The organism is Actinomyces naeslundii, assembly GCF_001956585.1.
In the GTDB taxonomy this organism is placed as follows: Bacteria; Actinomycetota; Actinomycetes; order Actinomycetales; family Actinomycetaceae; genus Actinomyces; species Actinomyces naeslundii.
The window spans coordinates 97,891-119,189 of record NZ_MSRR01000003.1; the positions used below are offsets into that span (position 1 = coordinate 97,891).

14 protein-coding genes are annotated in these 21,299 nt (G+C 68.8%); 5 read left to right on the forward strand and 9 right to left on the reverse strand.

What is annotated here, in order from left to right; genetic code table 11:
• The 3 genes from BKH33_RS01450 to BKH33_RS01460 all read right to left on the reverse strand — a co-directional run.
• Positions 1 to 118: biotin/lipoyl-containing protein (locus tag BKH33_RS01450; protein WP_208607100.1), on the reverse strand; the 118-nt coding region annotated here is incomplete at its 3' end.
• Between the two features lie 30 nt (positions 119 to 148).
• Entirely contained in the window at positions 149 to 1,522 is a 1,374-nt protein-coding gene (gene lpdA / locus BKH33_RS01455; RefSeq protein ID WP_004564600.1) for a dihydrolipoyl dehydrogenase, read from the reverse strand.
• A gap of 237 nt (positions 1,523 to 1,759) precedes the next feature.
• A complete protein-coding gene (locus tag BKH33_RS01460; protein WP_043538659.1) occupies positions 1,760 to 3,760 on the reverse strand; it encodes a leucyl aminopeptidase in 2,001 nt (666 codons plus the stop codon).
• Between the two features lie 21 nt (positions 3,761 to 3,781).
• On the opposite strand from BKH33_RS01460, the gene BKH33_RS01465 reads away from it, so the two are divergent.
• Entirely contained in the window at positions 3,782 to 4,390 is a 609-nt protein-coding gene (locus tag BKH33_RS01465; protein ID WP_043538662.1) for a hypothetical protein, read from the forward strand.
• Between the two features lie 31 nt (positions 4,391 to 4,421).
• Here BKH33_RS01465 and BKH33_RS01470 read toward each other — a convergent pair whose 3' ends face one another.
• Together BKH33_RS01470 and BKH33_RS01475 are read right to left on the reverse strand one after the other, a co-directional pair.
• Positions 4,422 to 6,425, reverse strand: a complete 2,004-nt coding sequence (locus tag BKH33_RS01470) for a chloride channel protein (protein ID WP_076142459.1) — start codon at positions 6,423 to 6,425, stop codon at positions 4,422 to 4,424.
• Positions 6,425 to 8,452: an alpha/beta hydrolase family protein gene (locus BKH33_RS01475; RefSeq protein WP_003785782.1), complete on the reverse strand. Its 2,028-nt coding sequence runs from the start codon at positions 8,450 to 8,452 to the stop codon at positions 6,425 to 6,427. Before BKH33_RS01475 ends, BKH33_RS01470 begins: the two co-directional genes overlap by 1 nt.
• Before the next feature lie 390 nt (positions 8,453 to 8,842).
• Here BKH33_RS01475 and dxs point away from each other — a divergent pair, with 390 nt between their 5' ends.
• The 4 genes from dxs (at position 8,843) to pflA (ending at position 14,637) form a co-directional block, all read left to right on the forward strand.
• On the forward strand, positions 8,843 to 10,915 hold the full coding sequence (dxs, locus tag BKH33_RS01480) for a 1-deoxy-D-xylulose-5-phosphate synthase (RefSeq protein ID WP_003785791.1): 2,073 nt from the start codon (positions 8,843 to 8,845) through the stop codon (positions 10,913 to 10,915).
• Between the two features lie 386 nt (positions 10,916 to 11,301).
• Complete coding sequence (gene pflB / locus BKH33_RS01485) at positions 11,302 to 13,416, forward strand: formate C-acetyltransferase (RefSeq protein WP_043539997.1); 2,115 nt, start codon at positions 11,302 to 11,304, stop codon at positions 13,414 to 13,416.
• 76 nt (positions 13,417 to 13,492) lie between these two features.
• Positions 13,493 to 13,738, forward strand: coding sequence for an autonomous glycyl radical cofactor GrcA2 (grcA2, locus tag BKH33_RS01490; RefSeq protein WP_003785767.1), 246 nt, complete (start codon positions 13,493 to 13,495; stop codon positions 13,736 to 13,738).
• Between the two features lie 23 nt (positions 13,739 to 13,761).
• Positions 13,762 to 14,637: a pyruvate formate-lyase-activating protein gene (gene pflA, locus BKH33_RS01495; protein ID WP_003785810.1), complete on the forward strand. Its 876-nt coding sequence runs from the start codon at positions 13,762 to 13,764 to the stop codon at positions 14,635 to 14,637.
• Between the two features lie 105 nt (positions 14,638 to 14,742).
• Here the strand turns inward: pflA and BKH33_RS01500 are convergent, their stop codons facing one another.
• The 4 genes from BKH33_RS01500 to treY all read right to left on the reverse strand — a co-directional run bounded on the left by BKH33_RS01500 (position 14,743) and on the right by treY (position 21,248).
• Positions 14,743 to 16,065, reverse strand: coding sequence for an HRDC domain-containing protein (locus BKH33_RS01500; RefSeq protein WP_232621431.1), 1,323 nt, complete (start codon positions 16,063 to 16,065; stop codon positions 14,743 to 14,745).
• Positions 16,062 to 16,667, reverse strand: a complete 606-nt coding sequence (locus BKH33_RS01505; RefSeq protein WP_043539999.1) for a DUF3000 domain-containing protein — start codon at positions 16,665 to 16,667, stop codon at positions 16,062 to 16,064. Before BKH33_RS01505 ends, BKH33_RS01500 begins: the two co-directional genes overlap by 4 nt.
• A 160-nt stretch (positions 16,668 to 16,827) precedes the next feature.
• Complete coding sequence (gene treZ / locus BKH33_RS01510) at positions 16,828 to 18,615, reverse strand: malto-oligosyltrehalose trehalohydrolase (RefSeq protein WP_076142461.1); 1,788 nt, start codon at positions 18,613 to 18,615, stop codon at positions 16,828 to 16,830.
• Positions 18,612 to 21,248 (reverse strand): malto-oligosyltrehalose synthase, encoded by a 2,637-nt coding sequence (treY, locus tag BKH33_RS01515; RefSeq protein ID WP_003785812.1) that lies wholly within the window; start codon positions 21,246 to 21,248, stop codon positions 18,612 to 18,614. Before treY ends, treZ begins: the two co-directional genes overlap by 4 nt.
• Between the last annotated feature and the right edge of the window lie 51 nt (positions 21,249 to 21,299).

Here is a 21,299-nt window from a genome sequence, read left to right on the forward strand (position 1 = left end):
CGACCTCGAGCAGGGGCTCGTCGGCCTCAACGGTGTCACCCACGGCCTTGAGCCAGGAGGAGACCGTCCCCTCGGTGACGGACTCACCCAGAGCGGGCATCTTCACGGACTCTGACATTGCTGTCTTCCTTACTCTCGTCTAGCTGGATCAGCCGTGGTTGTGCAGCGGCTTGCCGGCGAGGGCCATGGCGGCCTCGCCGAGGGTCTCGTTCTGGGTGGGGTGGGCGTGGACCAGGGAGGCGACGTCGTCGGCGTCGGCCTCCCAGGACACCATGAGCTGGCCCTCTCCGACCTGCTCGCCCATGCGGGCGCCGATGGCGTGGAAGCCCACGATGGGGCCGTCCTTGAGGGAGACGAGCTTGACGAAGCCCTGGGTCCCCAGGATCTGGCTCTTGGCATTGCCTGCCACGTTGAACTCGGCGGTGGTGATGTTGTCCTTGCCGTGGACCTCGGCGGCCTTGGCCTCGGACAGGCCCACCGAGGCGATCTCGGGCTCGCAGAAGGTCACCTTGGGGACCAGGACGTCATCGACCGGGGTCGGGTCCAGGCCCGCGATCTTCTCCGCCACGACGATGCCCTGGGCAAAGCCGCGGTGGGCGAGCTGGACACCGGGGACGATGTCACCCACGGCCCACACGCCCGGGACGTTGGTGCGGCCGTACTCGTCGGCCAGGACGAAGCCGCGGTCCATGGCGAGCCCGACCTCCTCGTAGCCGAGGTTGGCGGTCGCCGGTCCACGGCCCACGGCGATGAGGAGGACCTCGGCCTCATGGGTCTTGCCGTCCTGGGTGCGCACGGTCACCCCGCCGTCGTGGCGCTCGACCGACTCGAACATCGTGTTGGTGCGGAAGGTGATCTTGCGCTTGCGGAAGGCGCGCTCGAGCTGCTTGGAGATCGCCTCGTCCTCGTTGGGCACCAGGTGGGGCAGCCCCTCGATGATAGTGACCTGGCTGCCCATGGAGGCCCAGGCCGAGGCGAACTCCACCCCGATGACGCCGCCACCCAGAATCACTGCCGAGGCGGGGACGTGGTCCATCTCCAGGGCCTCCTCGGAGGTGATGACGCCTCCGGAGATCTCCTGCCCGATGGTCTTGGAGTAGGAGCCGGAGGCGAGGACCACGTTGCGGCCGGTGATGCGACGGCCGTCAACCTCGACGGCGTCGGCGGCCACCAGACGTCCCCACCCCTGGATCAGATCGATGCCCCGCGAGGACACCAGGCCCTCCAGGCCCTTGTGCATCCGCGAGACGATGCTGTTCTTGTACTTCTGGACGCCAGGCATGTCCACGCCCTCGAAGGCGGCCTTGATGCCCACAGTGGCGGCCTCGCGCACGGCATCGGCGGTCTCGGCGGCGTGCAGCAGGGCCTTGGTGGGCACGCAGCCGCGGTGGAGGCAGGTGCCCCCCAGCTTGTCCGCCTCGATGAGGGCGACCTTGAGGCCCAGTTGGGCGCCACGCAGGGCGGCGGCGTAGCCCCCTGATCCCGCGCCCAGAATGACCATGTCGTAGACGGTCTCTGTCACGAACTCACTCCTTGTTGATTGGTCACGACGCCCTTGTGGGGCGGCTCGGCACGGGGCCATTGTTCCACCTGAGGAGTGGACACAGGAGTCAGCGGGGTTGCTGTTTAGGGACCAGAGTCCTGAAAACGGGGTGATACGTGTCACCGCGCGTGGGTGCTGCCGGCACGAGTCGTCACAGAACCCGCGACCAAGAACGCGGCGGGGATCCCGGCGACTCGTTGCCGGCAGACGGGAGGGTCAGGAAAGGATACTGACCTCGGCGGACAGCGAACGAAGCAGCTCCACCAGGGTGGAGACTCCCATCCCCGTGCCGCCAGTCGGTGTCAGCCCCCAGGGGGCGGAGTCGTTGTAGGCGGGGCCGGCGATGTCGAGGTGCGCCCACTGCCGGCGTCCGACGAACTCGCGCAGGAACAGTCCGGCCGAGAGCATCCCACCGGCCCGGGAACCGATCTTGGCGTTGCGCAGGTCGGCGAAGGGGGAGTCGAGGGTCGCACGCAGGTGCGCGGGCAGGGGCATCGGCCAGAAGGACTCTCCCGCCCGCTGGGCCGCGGCCACGACCTCCTCACGCAGGTCCGGCGTGCCCATCACGGCGGCCACGTGGTCGCCCAGGGCCACGATCTGCGCTCCGGTCAGGGTGGCCACATCCAGGACGGCGTCGGGTTCCTCCGTGACGGCCCGGGCCAGGGCGTCGGCCATGACCAGGCGGCCCTCAGCGTCGGTGTTGGTCACCTCCACGGTGGTGCCGTCGAACATCGTGACGACGTCGCTGGGGCGCTGGGCGTCGGCGCCCGGCATGTTCTCGGCCAGTGCCAACCAGGCGGTGACGCGGATGGGCAGAGCCAGGCGCGCAGCGGAGATGACGGCTCCCAGCACGGTGGCGGCGCCGGCCATGTCGGACTTCATCTCCGGCATGGAGGCCGCCGGTTTGAGGGACAGACCGCCAGAGTCGAAGGTGATGCCCTTGCCGATGAGCGCGACGTGCTTGGGGTGGGCCGGGGCGCTGTCACCCTCGGTCTGCGCGCTCGCCTGGCCGGCAGCGCTCTCTGCGGCCTGCGACGGCACCCACTCCAGACGAACCAGGCGAGCCGGGTGCACCGAGCCCTGAGCCACCCCGAGAATTCCACCGAATCCCTGCTCGATCAGCGCTGGGGCGTCCCAGACCTCGACCCTGAGCCCGGCCTCCTGACCGGCCGAGCGGGCTCGCTCCGCGAAGACCTCCGGAGTCAGGCGGTTGGGCGGCTCGTTGACGAGGTCGCGGGTCAGGGACGTGGCCTCGGCCAGCGCCAGGGCGCCCGCCAAGGTCTCCTGCCCCTCCGGGGTGTCGGACAGAGGCGAGACGATGGAGATGCTCTTCAGGGGCGTGCTCTGCTTCGAGGAGCTCTCCTGGTCAGGACGGTCCTCGTTCTTCGTGGCCTTCCAGGAATAGGCTCCCAGAGCGGCTCCGTTCGCCACGGCGGCCAGCTGCTGCCCGCTGAGCGTGGGCAGAGCCAGGATCGCGGAGTCGGTTCCGGCCAGCGCCCGGGTGGCGCGTCCGGCGGCCCGGCGCAGCAGACCCGTCTGGTCGTAGCCCAGGGCGGCCTCATCATCGGTGGTCACGGCGAGCGGATCGGTGTCGGCCCACCCCGTTCCCACACCGACGACGAGAATGGTTCGCGGGCCGTGGTAGCCCGCGGTGCTCACCGACGAGGAGGGCAGTCGCACGACGGAGTCCTGGGCTCCCAAGAACCCCAGAGCGGGAAGCAGGGACACCAGTGCGTCGATGTCCAGGCCCTCCAGAGCGTTGCTGGAGGGTGGCTCAAGGCCCTCCAGGAGGATCTCGGGAGCCTCAGCGCCCTCCCTCCCCGGTGCTGCGGCCAGGACGAGGACGTCAGCTGCGGGCTCGGCATCGAGGGGGAGGTCTGAGGCGTCGGATGCGCCGTCGGAGCCAGCGGTGCTGTCGGCATCGTCCTCGTCGTCGCCGGCGGCCTGGCGCTCCTTCGCGTCGCCCTCGGCGTCCTCAGTGTCCTGCTCTGCGCTTGCGGAGCCGGACTGGTCCTCGTCGCCGGTGGCTTCGGAGTCCCCGGGCTCTTCGACCGTGTCAACCTCGGCCTGATTGCTGAGATCGGTATCCTTACGGTCGTCGTCCACCGAGGCGTGTGCGTTCAGGGATTTGGTCAACTTAATGGTGCTCACGTTGTGAATAGTAACGTTCAAGCATCCGATGGAGGCTGAGTTGGCGCCGCGCGTGCCGGAGGTCATCACGTGGAAAGGTCGTTCCTCATGGACGAGCACTCATCAGTACGCCCGGTCCAGGACACCCGCCGCCCCGCCTATGGAGGGGGACGCGTCCTGGTCGGTGTCTTCGCCGTCTTCGGAGCGATCGTGCTGGTTCCCTCCTTGGTCTCACTGCTTCGGAGTCCCGACGAGGCGCCTGCGGTGTGGTCCTTCAACCTCCTGGGAGGCGGCCTGTACATTCTCCTGGCCGTGTGTGTCGCTCATAACGGGCGGAGGATGCGCAACATCGGCTGGATGTGCCTGGGGGCGCTGGCCACGATGGCCGTGCTCATCGGCGTCCTCACGATGACGGTCCCCTCACCCACGCCTGCCGACCTCAACGCGTCGGTATGGGCTCACTGGGGCAGGTCCCGGTGGTACCTGCCCGCGATCCTCCCGGTGGTGGCTGCTGCATGGATGTGGATGTCCGATCCTCGGCGCATCGTGGCCAACGCCGAACGCATCACCGAGCTGTCCGACACCCTGACCGAGAGCTTCACTGAGAAGGCTCGGGCGGTCCAGGAGAGCCGCGGTCTCAAGAGCCTCCGGAGCAGTGAGACGGAGGTCTCGGAGACGTCCTCCCAGACCGATCCCACCGGGTCGGCGGCCGGGTAAGGCGGGCAGCCCTAAGGAACGGGCCTGCGACTCAATCCGAGTGGCCCGGGTGCCGGCGGGCTCCACGGCGCCGGAAGCGGCGCGAGCCGCGTGAGCTGATCCGGCTGATTCTGCTGATCCTGCGCGCGGGTACGGGGCGGGCGTGCCACCTGTCCTGCAGCCGTGAGCCCAGCGAGGTGTAGGCGGATGCTGCGGCGCGAGCCCGGGCCTGAACCTCGTAGATCCTCTCCACGACGATCCGCTGGCACACCCACCCCACCAGCTGGTCAGCCGGCTGATCCGGTCGTTGATCACTGGCGGAGCCCGACTCCCCGGCGACCACCGGAAGCCCCTCCAGATGGGTTCGGGTCAGGGCCTCGAGCACGTCGGTCGCCTCTGCCTCGCGGGACAGACGGTCGGAGACCAGAGGCAGCTCTGCCACTGTCGTCGCGAGGGGAGCGTCGTCCACGGCGTCGTCGGCCTCATCTCCGAGGAGCGCTGCGGTGAGCTGCGCTGCCGTGACGCAGCCGAGCAGCTCGCGGGTGTCGTCGCTCCTCGCCCGGACCACGGGCAGGACCGAGGCTCCGTGCCGACTCATGAGGGCGGCTGCCTGGTGCACTGTCGCCGTGGCTTGAACCACGGCGGGTGGATCGATCATGAGCTGGGAGGCGCGGGTGCGTCCCAGAAGAGTGGTGGACATGGGGTCCTCGACGTCCTCCCCGCGACGGCGCAGCTCCTCGGTGAACAACGTGCCCCGTGACAGGAAGCGGCTGGCGAAGGTGGCCAGTACGGTGGCGAGCATGAGGGGCAGCAGCAGCGCGTGCTGGCCGGTCATCTCGATGATGAGCAGGACCGCCGTCATCGGAGCGCGGGCCGCACCTGCGAATACCGCCCCCATTCCGATCACCCCGAAGACCCCGGCCGCCGGCGCATAGCTGGGCGCCACCAGGGTTCCGAAGGCCGCTCCCAGTGTTCCGCCGATGAACAGCGACGGCGCGAAGACCCCGCCGACGAACCCCATTCCCAGCGTCAACGAGGTCGCCAGCATCTTGCCCACGCACAGCACCAGCAGGAGCGTCAGGGTGTAGCGGCCGGCCAGCGCCCGGTTGAGCGCCGCCGAGGACTCCCCGTACATCTCGGGCAGGACCAGAAGGACTGCTCCCACGGCGAGCCCCCCGATCGCTGGGCGCACCCAGATCGGCACGCCCAACCGCTGCCAGCCACGGGTCAGGGCGTCGAGCACGATGAATCGAAGACGCATGAAACCGATACCGACGCCTCCACCTGTCACACCCAGGAGGGCGACCCACCCCAGCTGGGCGTCCCCGGACAGGTCCAGGTAGGGGAGCGACAACGACAGCGTCGTTCCCAGCAGATGGTGCGACAGGACCGTGGAGGCCACGCAGGCCAGGACGATGACGATGAAGGCGTCGGCGCTGAAGCCCATGAGCACGACCTCCAGCGCGAAGAAGGCCCCCGCCAGCGGAGCGTTGAAGGCCGCGGCGATCCCGGCCGCGGTTCCGGCTGCCGCCAGGTAACGGACCGGGAGCTTGGGCAGGTTCAGACCCCGCCCGATGACGTTGGCCGTGGAGGCGCCCAGCTCCGCGATCGGCCCCTCCGGACCCACTGAGCCGCCGCCCCCGATTGTCAGGGCGGACGACGTCGTCATCGCCAGGGCGGGAATCGGCGCCATCGTGCCGTTGCCGTGGCGCGTGGACCAGATGACCCCGGCCACCCCGTGGCCTGTGGGAGTGTGGCCCAGCCGGGACATGAGCGGGCCCACGATGAGGCCCGAGAGGACAGGCGCGACGAGGACGAACCATGTGCCGAGTGCAGCCAGCGAGCCCACCGAGGGCCCCATCGACAGCGTGTAGTCATCGGCCCCGCTGAGCAGCTGGGACCAGGCGTCGATCCCCATCCGGAACAGCACGGCTCCCAGACCCGAGGCGAGCCCTACCAGCACGGCCAGGAGGTAGAGCCCGAGGCGATGGTGGCGGAAGAGGCTGCCCGCGCGCCGCGACAGGGGCCGGGACAGCCTCCTCCAGGCGTGATCCATCAGTGCAGGTTCTCCACCTTGACCATGAAGGTGTCCTCCTCGCCACGGCGCTCGGCCTCGGGGCAGGAGGAACCGATACTCCATACCTGACGGTAGAAGCTCAGCTCGGCCTCGTAGCGGCGTCGGATGTTCGCAGCCAGGCGGAACCCGTGTCCCTCGCCCTGGAAGATCTCCAGGGCCACCGGTGCGCCTGCGGTCTTGAGGGCCTCGTACATGGCGGTGGCCTGCTCAGCGGGGACGATCGGGTCCTCAGAGCCCTGGATGAGCAGCAGCGGGACCCTGATGTCATCAATGTGGTTGATGGGGCTGCGCTCGTCCAGGACCGGGTCATCGATGTCCTGGGTCCCCATGAGCTGGCCGATGTAGTGCGACTCGAACTTGTGGGTCGTACGCACCAGCCTCTTGAGGTCGGTCACCCCGAAGCATGAGCTGGCAGCCGTGAACACCGTGGAGCGAGTGATGGCCGACAGCACCGTGAAGCCGCCTGCCGACCCGCCACGGATCGCGATACGTCGGGGATCGACGAGCCCGGCGTCCACCAGGTGCTGGGCGCCGCTGACGCAGTCATCGACATCGTAGATGCCCCACTTGCCCTCCAGAGCCTTGCGGTAGCCGGTGCCGTAGCCCATGGAGCCGCGGTAGTTGACGTCGAGGTAGGCGAAGCCCCGGCTGGTCCAGTACTGGATGCGCAGGTCGTAGCCGGGCACGGCTGTCGCCGTCGGGCCGCCGTGGACGTTGACGATGAGCGGCGGCAGCTCGTCCTCGCCGCCCTCGTAGGCGGCCGACGTCGGAGGGTAGTAGAAGCCGTGAGCCGTCGCGCCGTCACTCGTGGGCCAGGAGACCGGGTCGGGGAAGGACACCCCGACGCCCTCGGGCTCGAACTCGCCCGAGCCGCGCAGCACCTGCACCGTGCCGTTCTTGACCTCAACGATGCTGGGCATCGCCATCTCGTTGGAGGCCAGCATGACGACGCGACCGGCGCTGGAGGCCACGTTGCCGATCGGCTGCCATCCCACGTTCCACTCCTCGAGCTCACCATTGGCGAGCTTGATGGTCCCCAGGTGCGACACCGCGTCCCGGGCCCAGGAGGTGATGATGTGCTCGGCGTCGAGCACATCGAAGGAGTGCGGCCCCAGCTGCCAGGCCGGATTGGTGAAGGTGGCCTCGGCCGGGTGCAGCGGCCGGGTTCGCAGGTTCTCCGGCCAGCCCGGGCGATTGGTGCCCCGTACCGGGAAGCCCTCGGTGCGGTAGAGGTTCCAGAAGCCCGACGCGTTCGAGCCGTGAACCAGCTCGCACTCCTCGGTCCACCGAGGCTCGGACACCGAGTGCCCGTCGCCGCCGTCGACCAGCACCTGCTCGATGATCGTCCCGTCCGGGCCCAGGTCCCCCACATGCAGGGAGGCGTTGTCCCACGGCATCCCCGGGTGGTCCCAGGTGATCCAGGCCAGGTGCTCGCCGTCGGGTGAGAGCGTCGGAGCGACCACGAAGTCCGTTCCCGACACGAGCGTGCGCACGAGCGAGTCGTCGCGCGCGGCCGAGCCGTCCAGGGGGATCGCCACCAGGGTGTTGACGGCCTCGCCCTCACCTCGGTGGTCCTCACGGACTGCGTAGACCAGGCCCCGGCCCGTGTCGATCTCCAGGTCGCCGTGGCGCACGTCTCCGTAGATGGTCAGCGGGACCAGGCCGCGCAGGCGGTGGGCCACGTCGTACCGGTAGAGGCGCCCGTCCCCGGCGTGGGAGACCACGATGATCCCGCCGTCGACGGCGTAGGCCCGCCCTCCGTACTCGTGCACCCGGGTACGCACGTCCACCAGCTCGTCGGCCGGCGTCAGCGGAAGCACCTCGCCGATCTGGCCGTCGCCGTCACGGCGCAGCAGGACGTTGCGTCCGGCCTGCGAGGCGCGCTGCTCCACCCAGTAGGTGTCACCGCCGTCCACGCGAACCTGGGACAGCAGGACCGTCCGGGTCGTGATCGTGCCTGGAGTGATAGGCGAGGGCCAGGTGCCGAAGGGGGCGGTGGTGCTCATGATTCCTCCTGGAAGGCTTTCCTGAGAGCGGTCGGGCGATCGGGAACGATGCCGCTGGCCCGGCGCGGGGGTGAACGGTTCCGACGGTCAAGGCATACAGTACGTGCTCGTCCGTGACCCCGTGTGACACATGACCGAACACCGGACGGACCGCCCTATGCTGGGGACCGCCCCGGAGCCTCGCGAACCGCTACGGAGCATCAAGGATGCATGACGGAGCCCTGCTGAGCCGGGGTGCCGGAGAATCAATCGTCACAAAAACATCACGGGCGGCTTAACCGATACCCTTTCCCCGGTGCCGTTCCGGCATCCCGCCAACCTGGTCGTCAGCGATGCACCCGCATGACCGATCCGCCATCATCACCCTCACCTTCGACAAGGAGGCGCACCGTGCCAGCAGCTGAGCACACTGGTCGGCCCGCCGAGCAGACCAGCAGAGCGCTCCTGGCCTCTGTGCGAAAGCCCGCCGACCTCGACCGGCTCACCAGCGAGGACCTGGTGGCGCTCGCGGCCGAGATCCGTCGCCACCTCGTCGCCTCGGTTGCGCGCACCGGCGGCCACCTGGGTCCCAACCTCGGGGTCGTCGAGCTGACGATCGCCCTGCACCGCACCTTCCGCTCACCGCGGGACACCATCGTCTTCGACACCGGTCACCAGGCCTACGTCCACAAGCTGCTCACCGGCCGACAGGACTTCGCCCACCTGCGTGAGCGGGGTGGGCTGTCCGGCTACCCGTCACGGGCCGAGTCCGTTCACGACGTCGTGGAGAACTCTCACGCCTCCACCTCGCTGTCCTGGGCCGACGGCATCGCCCGGGCCAACCACCTCCAGGGGCACGACGAGCGCCACGTCGTCGCCGTCATCGGTGATGGAGCCATGACCGGGGGCATGGCCTGGGAGGCCCTGGACAACATCGCCGACTCCTCCGACCGCCACCTGGTCATCGTCGTCAACGACAACGGTCGCTCCTACGCACCCACCATCGGGGGACTGGCTCATCACCTCGACGCGCTGCGCACCAACCCCGGCTACGAGCGCGTCCTGTCCGGGGTCAAGCGCACGCTCCTGTCCCAGGGGGCTCCCGGCCGGGCCGCCTTCGACGCCCTCCACGGCCTCAAGCGGGGGCTCAAGGACGTCCTGGTGCCCTCGGCCTTCTTCGAGGACCTGGGAATCAAGTACACCGGACCCGTCGACGGTCACGACATCACCGCCATCGAGTTCGCCCTCACCCGGGCACGCGAGTACGCCGAGCCGGTCATCGTCCATGTCATCACCGAGAAGGGGCACGGATACACCCCCGCCGAGGAGCACGTCCCCGACCGCTTCCACGCCGTGGGCAAGATCCACCCCGAGACGGGGCTGCCGGTTGTGGCCGAGCGCTTCGGATGGACGGCCGTCTTCGCCGAGGAGATCGTCTCCTTGGCGCAGCGCGACGAGCGGATCGTCGGAGTCACGGCGGCCATGCAGGCTCCCGTGGGCCTTCAGCCCCTGGCCGACGCCATGCCGGAGCGGGTCATTGACGTCGGTATCGCCGAGCAGCACGCGCTCACCTTCTCCGCCGGGCTCGCCTTCGCCGGCATGCACCCGGTGGTGGCGCTCTACGCCACCTTCCTCAACCGAGCCTTCGACCAGGTGCTCATGGACGTCGCCCTGCACCGCGCGGGAGTGACGATCGTGCTGGACCGGGCCGGGATCACCGGAACCGACGGGGCCAGCCACAACGGCATGTGGGACATGGCGCTGCTGGCTCATGTCCCGGGTCTGCGCCTGGCCGCTCCCCGGGACGAGGCGACACTGCGCGACAGCCTGCGCCAGGCCGTGAGCGTCGGTGACGCCCCCACCGTGGTGCGCTATCCCAAGGGCACCCTGCCCGAGCCTCTGGCGGCGGTGCGTCGCCTCGGGCTGGAGGATGCTGAGAAGAGCCCGTACGACGCAGGCGTCGAGGGGGACGCATCGGCGGGTGGGGCCTTGGGAGAGGTCTCCGCATTCGACGTCGTCGACGTGCTGCTCGAGAACCGCGAACCGGCTGACGCCCCGCAGCTCCTGCTGGTCGGCGTCGGAGCCATGGCGGCCCACGCCCATGAGGCCGGCCGGGCCCTCGAGCAGGAGGACCGAGCCGTCACCGTCGTGCACCCGCACTGGGTCATTCCGCCCCCTGGGCCTCTCGTGGCGGCAGCAGCCCAGGCCGACGTCGTCATCGTGGTCGAGGACGGCTTGGTTGATGGCGGCATCGGGTCCCAGCTGCGCGATGCCGTTGAGGACTATCGGGCCGGCCGTCCCGATGCAGCCGGCCCACGGGTCTGGCGTCGCATCGGCATTCCGCGGCAGTTCATCGACACCGCCACCCGGGACCAGCTCCTCGAGGACTTCGGTATGCGCGCCCCCGATATCGCGGAGGCGGCCCGGGCCGCGGCCGACGGCGCTGCACGCGCTCCCGGCGTCCGGGACCTTGGGGCCGAATAAGGGCTCCGAGACGGTGCTCGGCGCCTCCCGGACCGCCCATCCGTGGTGGAGTGCCCGATGACGATTGGGACGCCCGTCCTAATTGACTCAGCGATGCCGGAATCTGGGGATATGCCCGGACTCGCTGGATGTTGTCGGAGGAAGAGCGGCTTTGTCATCAGGTGGCGAATGCCTTTCTGAACAGCAGATGGAAGGACTTATGTCCCAGATTGGATCGATGCCGATTGGCCTGTGAGTCATCACACCGGGACTTCTTGGGACTAGTGGCCCACAAGGCCTCCTTCGAGTTCTACTCTGAGACCGACGGCGCGCCGATGTGCCGCCTCGCCTCACAAGGGCGACAGCAACCGGGTGGCTCTCCGGTCACCCACACGAGGAGGGCACGGATGACCACTGAGGTCACAACATCTGCCACCACGGCGAGCGGCAATGACGCCTGGGAGGGCTTCGTTACCGGACCGTGGACCGAGGACATTGACGTCCGCGACTTCATCCAGCGCAACTACACCCCCTACGACGGTGACGCCTCGTTCCTCGCCGGCGCCACGGACAAGACTCTGCGCCTTTGGGACACCCTGGAGAAGAAGTACCTCTCCGAGGAGCGCAAGGTCCGCATCCTCGACGTCGACACCCACACTCCCGCCGACATCGACGCATTCCCGGCCGGCTACATCAGCGAGGACGACGACGTCATCGTCGGCCTGCAGACGGACTCACCGCTGCGCCGTGCCATGATGCCCAACGGCGGCTGGCGCATGGTGGAGACCGCCATCAAGGAGGCGGGCAAGGAGGTCGACCCCGAGGTCAAGAAGATCTTCACCCGCTACCGCAAGACCCACAACGACGCGGTCTTCGACATCTACACCCCGCGCATCCGCGCGGCGCGCTCGAGCCACATCATCACCGGCCTGCCCGACGCCTACGGCCGTGGCCGCATCATCGGCGACTACCGCCGTGTGGCGCTCTACGGCGTCGACTTCCTCATCGAGGAGAAGCAGAAGGCCAAGGACGCCGTGGCCGACGAGCCCTTCTCCGAGCACTGGGCCCGCTACCGCGAGGAGCACTCCGAGCAGATCAAGGCGCTCAAGAAGCTCAAGGTCATGGCCGCCTCCTACGGCTACGACATCTCCGGCCCGGCCAAGAACGCCCACGAGGCGGTCCAGTGGACCTACTTCGCCTACCTGGCCTCCGTGAAGTCCCAGGACGGTGCCGCTATGAGCATCGGCCGGCTCTCCGGCTTCCTGGACATCTACTTCGAACGGGACCTGCGCAACGGGGTCATCGACGAGACCCGCGCCCAGGAGCTCATCGACAACATCGTCATGAAGCTGCGCATCACGCGCTTCCTGCGCACCATCGACTACGACCAGATCTTCTCCGGCGACCCCTACTGGGCCACGTGGTCCGACGCCGGCTTCGGTGAGGACGGTCGTGCCCTGGTCACCAAGACCTCCTTCCGTCTGCTGCAGACCCTGCGCAACCTCGGGCCGGCCCCGGAGCCGAACATCACGATCTTCTGGGACGAGAACCTGCCGCAGGGCTACAAGGACTTCTGCGCCCTCATCTCCATCACGACCTCCTCCATCCAGTACGAGGCCGACGAGCAGATCCGTGACCACTGGGGTGACGACGCCGCGATCGCCTGCTGCGTCTCCCCGATGCGCGTGGGCAAGCAGATGCAGTTCTTCGGCGCCCGCGTCAACTCCGCCAAGGCCCTGCTCTACGCCATCAACGGTGGGCGCGATGAGATGACCGGCAAGCAGGTCGTCACCGGGCTGCCCGGCGTCGAGGGCGACGGCCCCCTCGACTTCGACGACGTGTGGGACAAGTACGAGAAGATGCTCGACTGGGTGGTGGCCACCTACGTCGAGGCCCTCAACATCATCCACTACTGCCACGACCGCTACGCCTACGAGTCCATCGAGATGGCGCTGCACGACTCCGAGATCGTGCGCACCATGGGCTGCGGCATCGCCGGCCTGTCGATCGTGGCCGACTCGCTGGCGGCCATCAAGTACGCCAAGGTCACCCCGGTTCGTGACGAGACCGGCCTGGTGGTCGACTACGTCACCGAGGGCGACTTCCCGATCTACGGCAACGACGACGACCGCGCCGACGACATCGCCGCCACCGTGGTCCACACGATCATGTCGAAGATCAAGGCCCAGCCCTTCTACCGGGACGCCATCCCGACGCAGTCGGTGCTGACCATCACCTCCAACGTCGTCTACGGCAAGGCCACGGGATCCTTCCCCTCGGGGCACCAGAAGGGCACTCCCTTCTCTCCCGGTGCCAACCCGGAGAACGGCATGGACACCCACGGCATGGTCGCCTCGATGCTCAGCGTCGGCAAGCTCGACTACAACGACGCCCTCGACGGGATCTCGCTGACCAACACGATCACCCCGCAGGGGCTGGGGCGCACGCTCGATGAGCGCGTCGCCAACCTTGTGGGCATCCTCGACGCCGGCTTCGTCCCCGACGACTGCGCCGAGATCTGATCCAGCCATCTGTCGGCTGATCGCACCGCAGCAATTTCTCCACACATCAGTAACACCACCTCAGAAAGGGGCCACCATGGCCACGTACGAAGAGCGCCTCGCCTCCATGAAGGCACAGCGTCAGGACAACGGCGGCGTCAAGGGCCTGTACCACGCCAACATCAACGTTCTGGACCGCAACACCCTCGAGGACGCGATGGAGCACCCGGAGAACTACCCGAACCTCACCGTTCGCGTCTCCGGCTACGCCGTCAACTTCGTCAAGCTGACTCGCGAGCAGCAGCTTGACGTTCTCCACCGCACCTTCCACGCCCAGGCCTGAGCCCTGGAGCACGGCGAGCGGTCATGACGCAGACCACGACGACCGTGCGCGACGGCGGTCGGGACCAGGACTTCCTGGCCCCGGCCGCTCGCTTGCGCGGGGCGGGTATCGGCGGCCTCGAGGAGCTGACGGATCTTCAGCGCTCTGAGCGCCTGGAGCGGATGCGGGCCGGCGAGCTGGGCTCGATCCACTCCTGGGAGCTCGTCACCGCGGTGGACGGTCCCGGTACCCGGATGACCGTCTTCCTCAACGGATGCCCTCTGCGGTGCCTGTACTGCCACAACCCCGACACCTTCCTCATGAAGGACGGGGAACCGGTGGAGGCCGAGGAGCTTCTGCGTCGTATGCGCCGCTATCGGGGAGTGTTCCGCGCGTCCAAGGGCGGAATCACGCTGTCAGGCGGCGAGGTACTCATGCAACCCGCCTTCGCGGGCAGGCTCCTGGCCGGTGCCAAGAAGATGGGCATTCACACCTGCATCGACACCTCCGGGTTCCTGGGGGCCAATGCCAGCGACGAGATGCTCGACAACATCGACCTGGTCCTGCTCGACGTCAAGAGCGGTGACGAGGAGACCTACAAGAAGGTGACGGGTCGTTCCCTGGCGCCGACGATCACCTTCGGTGACCGCTTGGCGGCCAAGGGGATCGAGATCTGGGCCCGGTTCGTCCTGGTCCCGGACCTGACGGACGACCCCGAGAACGTTCACAACGTGGCCCGGATCATTGAGCGCTGGGGCTCGGTCAGCCGTGTTGAGGTGCTGCCCTTCCACCAGATGGGGACCGACAAGTGGGATGCCCTGGGGCTGACCTATCAGCTGCGGGACACCAGGCCACCGGAGCCGGAGCTCGTGGAGTCCACGCGCGCGATCTTCCGTTCCTACGGTTTCGAGGTCCACTGAGTTCCGCAGGGGCGGCTGGTTCCTGACGATCCTGCCACGACGACAGCGGTGCGCCTCTCACTGGTTCCGGTGAGAGGCGCACCGCCGCACATGATCGGTGTGTGTTCAGCGCAGTGCTGTCGCGAGGGCCGGGGTGGCCTGCTCGATCTGCCACGGCCTGGCTCCCATGACGGCCAGGCGCTCACTGATCTTCTGAGCACTGACGCCGCCGGCGTGTCCCGACTCGATCTCCTCACCAAGGTCCCAGGCCAGACGGCGCTGGCATCCCGGCGCCAGGAGGAGCTCCTGGGGCACGCGAATCTCCTCGGCGCGCTGCCTGATGGCTCCACGTACGCGGTTGAGCTGGTCCGCCGCTTCAGCGTGGTGGCGCTGCCAGGTGCGCGGGTGGGGGAGCTCCTCGGGGCCCATGGGAGCACGGGTGGGGGGGAGCTCCTCCTCGGGCATCTCCAGGGCGCGCTCAATGGCCCGCCACCAGCGCTCCTGGTTCTGGCGCGCCTGTCGGGAGGAGAACTCCTTCAGTGCGTTCATCTTGCGCCGTGACCGAGGCCGGGCGACAGCGGCGGCAATGAGCGCCTGGTGGGACAGGACCTTGGACGGCGTCCGGTCGAGCTCGGCGGCCAGCTCTTCGCGTGAGGTCCACAGCTCACGCAGGATCGCGAGGGACCGGGGAGAGCGTACGGTGCTTCCGGCACGCGGTGTCTTACGCCATGGGTCGATCTTGGCGGGCTTGGCCGGCCTGGTCCGTATGTGCTCGAACTCCTGAGTCGCCCACTGGGCCTTACCGGCTGCCTCGAGCTCAACGGCCAGGGCGTCGCGCAGGTCGATGAGGAGCTCGACGTCGAGGGCGGCGTAGATGAGCCAGGAGGTGGGCAGGGGCCTGGTGGACCAGTCTGCTGCCGCGTGGTCCTTGGCCAGGCGAAGGCCCAGGGTCTCCTCGATGACGGCGCCGAGCCCGACGTGCTGACGGCCCAGGAGGCGGGCGGCCAACTCGGTGTCGAACAGGGACGCGGCTTTCAGCCCGAGCATGGTCAGGCAGGGGATGTCCTGGTCGGCGGCGTGAAGAATCCACTCAGGACCATCGAGAGCGGTGGCCAGGTCGGTCAGCGGACCGCAGGTGATGGGATCAATGAGAAGGGTGCCGACACCCTCACGTCTGAGCTGGACGAGATAGGCGTCCTGTCCGTAGCGGAAGCCGGAGGCGCGCTCGGCGTCGAGGGCCACAGGGCCCTGTCCAGCGGCCAGGCTCCGGGCGGCCCGGCTCAGCTGGGCGGGAGTACCGATGATCTCCGGCAGGCCGTCCCGGGGACGCGGGTAGTCGACGACGTCGTGCGGGCTGATGGGGTGATCTGTTGTGCCGGGGGGGACGGCTGGGTGGGGTACGGCCGAGGACGCGGCTGGGCGCGAGGCGCCGGTTGCGCGGGTGGTCACCTGGCGACTCCGGCGAGGGTGAGCGGGTGGACCGCTGCAGGTTCGTGGCCGGAGGCGACCAGGAGGAGCTCGTGCCAGGCAGTGAGGTGCGGGCCGAGGTGAGCGGTGGTGGGCGACCAGGAGGCTCGGATCTCAGCGTGGGCGCAGGAGTCGGTGAGCGTCAGCCCTCCGAAGGTCTCGGACAGGACCTTGGTGACGGTCCCTACGAGCGCCCGGTAGCCGGCGCGCGAGTCGTTGAGGCCGTCGGTGAGCCAGCTCCAGGCAGCGGACTCGAAGACGGGGTCCATGCCGACCTCTTCGTCGATACGGGCGCGCGCCTGAACCACGATGCGGAAGTCTCCGTCCCAGGCGTCCTGGCCGTTGGGGTCATGGAGGACGACGAAGCGTCCGGTGGCGATGGGCGTGGCGCCCATGGTCTCGATGGTCTCAGCGCTCAGCGCGGCGGAGTAGGGGGCCAGCTTCTTGGGGGCGGGAACCTCCTCCATGAGGAGTCCGCGTGGGCGGGGCGCATCACGAAGGGACAGGAGCGCTTCCTCGAATCGCTCGGGGATGGCACCTGCCTCGTTCTGGCGCGGCCGACCATTGACAGTCACGGATGACACGCTAGTGCGCTACCGCGGTGGGTACACGAAGCCACGCCGCGCGGGGGATTGCATTGTGTCAACGAGGTACCTGCCTTTCTGAGCTGATGTGAGTCGGTTGGGTCTCGGTGAGCGGTATGTCTTGCCCCTGGTTCGCCATGAGCATCCCCGGCGTGGTCCGTCAGCGCCGGGCGATGAGCGTCTGGCCGGGAGACAGGGACGGAGCGGCGGCATCGAATGGGTCCCAGGACAGCAGCACCGTGCTCAGGGCGGGTGCGGGACGCTCCTGACCGGAGAGGTTGGCCGCCACGACGATGTCGTCGTAGGTCACCATGAGCACGTCATCGATCTCGTCGACCTGCGGCCAGGCGGTGCGTTGGGACCAATCCAGGTTGCGGCGCAGGGTGGTCAGCGCCTGGTACCAGGCCAGTACGCGGGCGTGCTCGGCCTCGTCCAGCTCGGACCAGCGCAGGCGCGAGGCCTCAACGGTCGCGGCGGCCTGGGGGTCGGGGATCTCATCGGCGTCCCAGCCGAATCCGGCGAACTCCCTGACACGCCCCTCGCTGACGCTACGGGCCAGGTCGTCCTCCTCGTGGTCGGTGAAGAACTGGAAGGGAGTGCGCGTTCCCCACTCCTCGCCCATGAAGAGCATCGGTGTGTAGGGCGACAGGAGCACCAGGGCGGCGGTGGCTGCCAGGGCGGCATCGTCGAGGATGACCGAGGGACGGTCTCCGACGGCGCGGTTGCCTACCTGGTCGTGGTCGGAGCCGAAGACCACGAAGCGGCGGGGGTCGGTGTCCTCGGGCACGGGTGCCCCCCAGTTCCGCTCCCGGAAGGTGGACCAGGTGCCGTTGTGGAGGAAGGCCCGGCCATAGGCCTTGGCCCAGGCGCCGACCTCGGCGAAGTCGCCGTAGTAGCCCTGATCCTCCCCGGTGAGTCGGACGTGCAGGGCGTGGTGGACGTCGTCGGCCCACTGGGCGGTCATGCCCAGGCTCGGGACCTTGGCCGGCGGCTCCTCACTGGTGGGGGTGATGACCCCGACGTCGTTGAGGTCGGCCTCGGCCACCAGGCTCAGGGGGCGTCCGAGCTCGATGGACAGGGCGGCCACGGCGTCCGAGAGCTCGGCCAGAACGTGCCTCTGAGGCGTGGCGGCGGCTGCGGCGTCGTCCTTGATCTCGTGGATGGCGTCCAGGCGCAGGGCGTCGATGTGGAAGTCCCGCATCCAGCGCAGGGCGGAGTCGATGACGAAGGCGCGCACCTGCTGACTGCCGTCGTGGTCGTAGTTGACGGCCTCGCCCCAGGGAGTGTGGTGGGCGGGGGTGAAGTAGGGTCCGAAGACGCTGAGGTAGTTGCCCGATGGACCCAGGTGGTTGTAGACGACGTCGAGGCACACGCCGATGCCGGCGTTGTGGGCGGCGTCGACGAAGCGGGCCAGGGCGTCGGGGCCGCCGTATGCCTCGTGGACGGCCCACAGTCCCACCCCGTCGTAGCCCCAGCCGGCCTTGCCGGGGAAGGCCGCCAGCGGCATGAGCTCAACGATGTCGACGCCCAGATCGACCAGGTGTCCCAGGCGTGAGACGGCGGCATCCAGGGTGCCCTCGGGGGTGAAGGTGCCCACGTGGAGCTCGTAGATGACCGAGCCGCGCAGGTCCTTGCCCGCCCAATTCTGGTCGGTCCACCGCCAGGTGTCCGGGTCCACGGTGCGTGAGGGACCGTGGACGCCGTCGGGCTGCAGGGCGCTGCGAGGGTCGGGGCGATTCGGCGAGCCGTCGACGCGGAAGGCGTAGTCGGTGCCCGGCTCCAGGTCGAAAGGAGCGGTCCACCAGCCGCCCGGGACAGGGATCATGCCGACCAGACGGTCCTGGCCCGGCAGGTACAGGTCGACGGTCTGTGCCGCGGGGGCCCACACGGGCACCCGCGGTCCCACGGGAAGGGCGGGGGAGGTCCAGGTCTGGGGCTTGGGGCTCATGGGGTGACCTCCTCAGTGGGCTGGATGGACGGGACAGTGCCAGCCGGGGAGGTCGGGGAGGCGACCTTGGCCAGGACGACGACGGGAGCGTCTCCGACCACGTCGGCCAGGGGCTGGTTGCCGCCCTCCACGGTCCCGCCGTGCAGGACGTCCTCCCAGGTCCCCTCGGGCAGGACGATGCTCTCCTCACGCCACCCTCCCAGCTGCTCGAGCCGCTTGGACAGGCGCCTGACGATGATGACGACATCAGGGACCTCGTCGAGCAGACGGGTGTAGGCGAAGGCGAAGGATGTGGTCACCGGAATCGTCCGGTAGCCCGACCGGGGGCCGACGAAGGTATCGGGTCTTGAGGCGCGCAGGCGCGCCAGACGAGAGGTCAGGAAGAGCTTGTCCTCGTCGAGGTTGCGCGGGGCGGCGCCGGAGTCGAGACGCGCCAGGGTGGTGATGAGGCCGCTGGGCCCGGCGTAGTCGACCGCGCGGCGGTTGTCGGGGTCCACCAGGGAGGTGCGGGTGGTCTCGCTGCCCTGGTAGATGTCGCTGACCCCCATCCAGGTCAGGGCGAGCGCCTTGCTGGCCAGGATGGCGGTGCGCACGGCCTTGGCCGTCAGGGTCGCGAAGGCCTCGATCTCACGAGTGACCTCCTCGTGGGTGAGCAGGTGGGTGGCGTAGTCGGTCAGGGCCTGCTCACGGGGCAGGTCAGGGGCGGTCCAGGTGGTCCAGATCTTCTGCTCCCGTGAGGCCTTGATGAGATAGGCGCTCAGGCGCTCGGGGGTCATCGGGTCGTCACTGTCGGGTGCCCAGGTGCCCCACAGGGTCTGCCACAACAGGTTCTCACTGCGTCCATCAAGGTCCAGCGGGCGGGCCTGGGCGGTCATGGCACGTAGACGGTGGACGAGATCGCTCCACTCGTCGGCGTAGGAGGCCAGCACGTCCAGGCGCGCGCGCACGTCCTCACCGCGCTTGGTGTCGTGGGTGGTGGAGGTGACCATCGTGTCGGGCCAGATGTTCTGGACCCGGTCGGCCCACGCGTGGGCCTCGTCGGCACTCAGCGCGAAGCCGGCCGGGTTGCCGCCGACCTCGGTGAGGCTGGTCAGATGGGTCCAGCGGTAGAAGGCCGTGTCCTCCACGCCCTTGGCGGTGACGGCTCCGCACACCTGCTGGAAGCGGATGACTGCCTCGGCGCGCTCCGGGGACTCCGACAGCCCCTCGGATCCGACCGGCTCGCCCAGGAGGATGGCGACCACGAGGTCGAGGGTCTCGCTCTGATCCGGTTCGAGACGCTGACGGGCGCGCTCGGCGTCGTCATGCAGGATGGCGGCCGTCTCTGGGTTGGTGGGTGTTCCCGGGACGACGTAGACCCGGTACTGGTCCGCGGCCACGAGCAGTTCGACGATGCAGGCCCGCAGATCACGCAGGGTGTGGTCGCGCAGGCGAACGTCCTGCGAGGTCAGGGAGTCCAGGACCCGGGCCAGCCGGTCCACCTCCGAGGCCAGCGAACCGGCGATGACCTCACGCTTGGCCTCCTCGACGATGCGGTCGTAGTCCACCGGGGCGTCCCCGGTGAGCTCCTGCATGAGCGCCCCCAGCCGGGCGGCACCGGCGGGGTCGACCTGGAGCTGGTCGATTCTCCAGGCGGCGTCGTAGCCGGTGGTCCCGGCCACCGGCCACGAGGTGGGCAGGGACTCGTCAGGAGCCAGGATCTTCTCCGCTGCGATCCACGATCCTGCGGTGGCCTCGGCCAGCTGGGTGAGGTAGCCGCCGGGGTCGGCCAGGCCGTCGGGGTGGTCGACGCGCAGCGCACTGATGACTCCGGCACTCATCAGCTCCAGGATGAGGCCGTGGCTGCCGGCAAAGACATCGGGGTTCTCGACCCGGATCGCGGCCAGCGTGCCGACGTCGAAGAACCGCCGGTAGTTGATCTCCTCGTCGCCGACCTTCCAGTAGGCCAGACGGTAGTGCTGGCGCTCGACGAGCACGTGCATCGGCAGGGCCTCGGTGCCCTGGGCGACGGGGAAGGCGTGGTCGTAGTAGCGCAGCACCCACTGCTCCCCCAGCTCCTCCTGGCCGGGCACAACCACCTGCTCCAGGGTGAGCTCCTCGTCGGCCAGGACGGCACCGATGCGCTTGCCCAGGATCGGCATGAGAATGGGCTCGTCCAGGGAGAGGTCGAACCAGGCGGCATAGGGGGAGTCCGGCCCCTCGCGCAGCACTGACCACAGGGGCAGGTTGTGCCAGCCGGGGGTCGGAACCGCCATGTGGTTGGGAACGATGTCCACCACGATGCCCATCTTGTGGGCTGCGGCCTCGGCGGCCAGGGACTCCAGCTGGTCGCGCCCACCCATGACGGCGGAGATACGGCGGTGGTCGACGACGTCGTAGCCATGGGTGGAGCCCGGCGCAGCTGCCAGCACCGGGGAGAGGTAGAGGTCGGTGACCCCGAGGTCGGCCAGGTAGGGGACCAGCGCCTTGGCATCGGCGAAGGTGAGGTCCGCTCCCAGCTGGAGGCGGTAGGTGGTCACCGGCGTGCGCTGCTCAGGGGCCGGCACGTGCCCGGACCAGGGGGCGTAGGCGGGAGTCTCCGCCGAGTCCACGGAGACGGATGAATCCACTGCTGCGTCCACTGCGTCGGTCATATGACTTCCTGAGCTCGTCTGGCGTGCGTCGGACGGTGTGCCTGTGTCCGA

Bases quoted from the DNA above. Each gene is read 5' to 3' on its own strand.
- treZ (WP_076142461.1), bottom strand. From the start codon at position 18,615: ATGAGCCCCAAGCCCCAGACCTGGACCTCCCCCGCCCTTCCCGTGGGA.
- BKH33_RS01465 (WP_043538662.1), top strand. From the start codon at position 3,782: ATGGACGAGCACTCATCAGTACGCCCGGTCCAGGACACCCGCCGCCCC.
- BKH33_RS01470 (WP_076142459.1), bottom strand. From the start codon at position 6,425: ATGGATCACGCCTGGAGGAGGCTGTCCCGGCCCCTGTCGCGGCGCGCG.
- BKH33_RS01475 (WP_003785782.1), bottom strand. From the start codon at position 8,452: ATGAGCACCACCGCCCCCTTCGGCACCTGGCCCTCGCCTATCACTCCA.
- pflB (WP_043539997.1), top strand. From the start codon at position 11,302: ATGACCACTGAGGTCACAACATCTGCCACCACGGCGAGCGGCAATGAC.
- treY (WP_003785812.1), bottom strand. From the start codon at position 21,248: ATGACCGACGCAGTGGACGCAGCAGTGGATTCATCCGTCTCCGTGGAC.
- BKH33_RS01460 (WP_043538659.1), bottom strand. From the start codon at position 3,760: ATGACCTCCGGCACGCGCGGCGCCAACTCAGCCTCCATCGGATGCTTG.
- grcA2 (WP_003785767.1), top strand. From the start codon at position 13,493: ATGGCCACGTACGAAGAGCGCCTCGCCTCCATGAAGGCACAGCGTCAG.
- pflA (WP_003785810.1), top strand. From the start codon at position 13,762: ATGACGCAGACCACGACGACCGTGCGCGACGGCGGTCGGGACCAGGAC.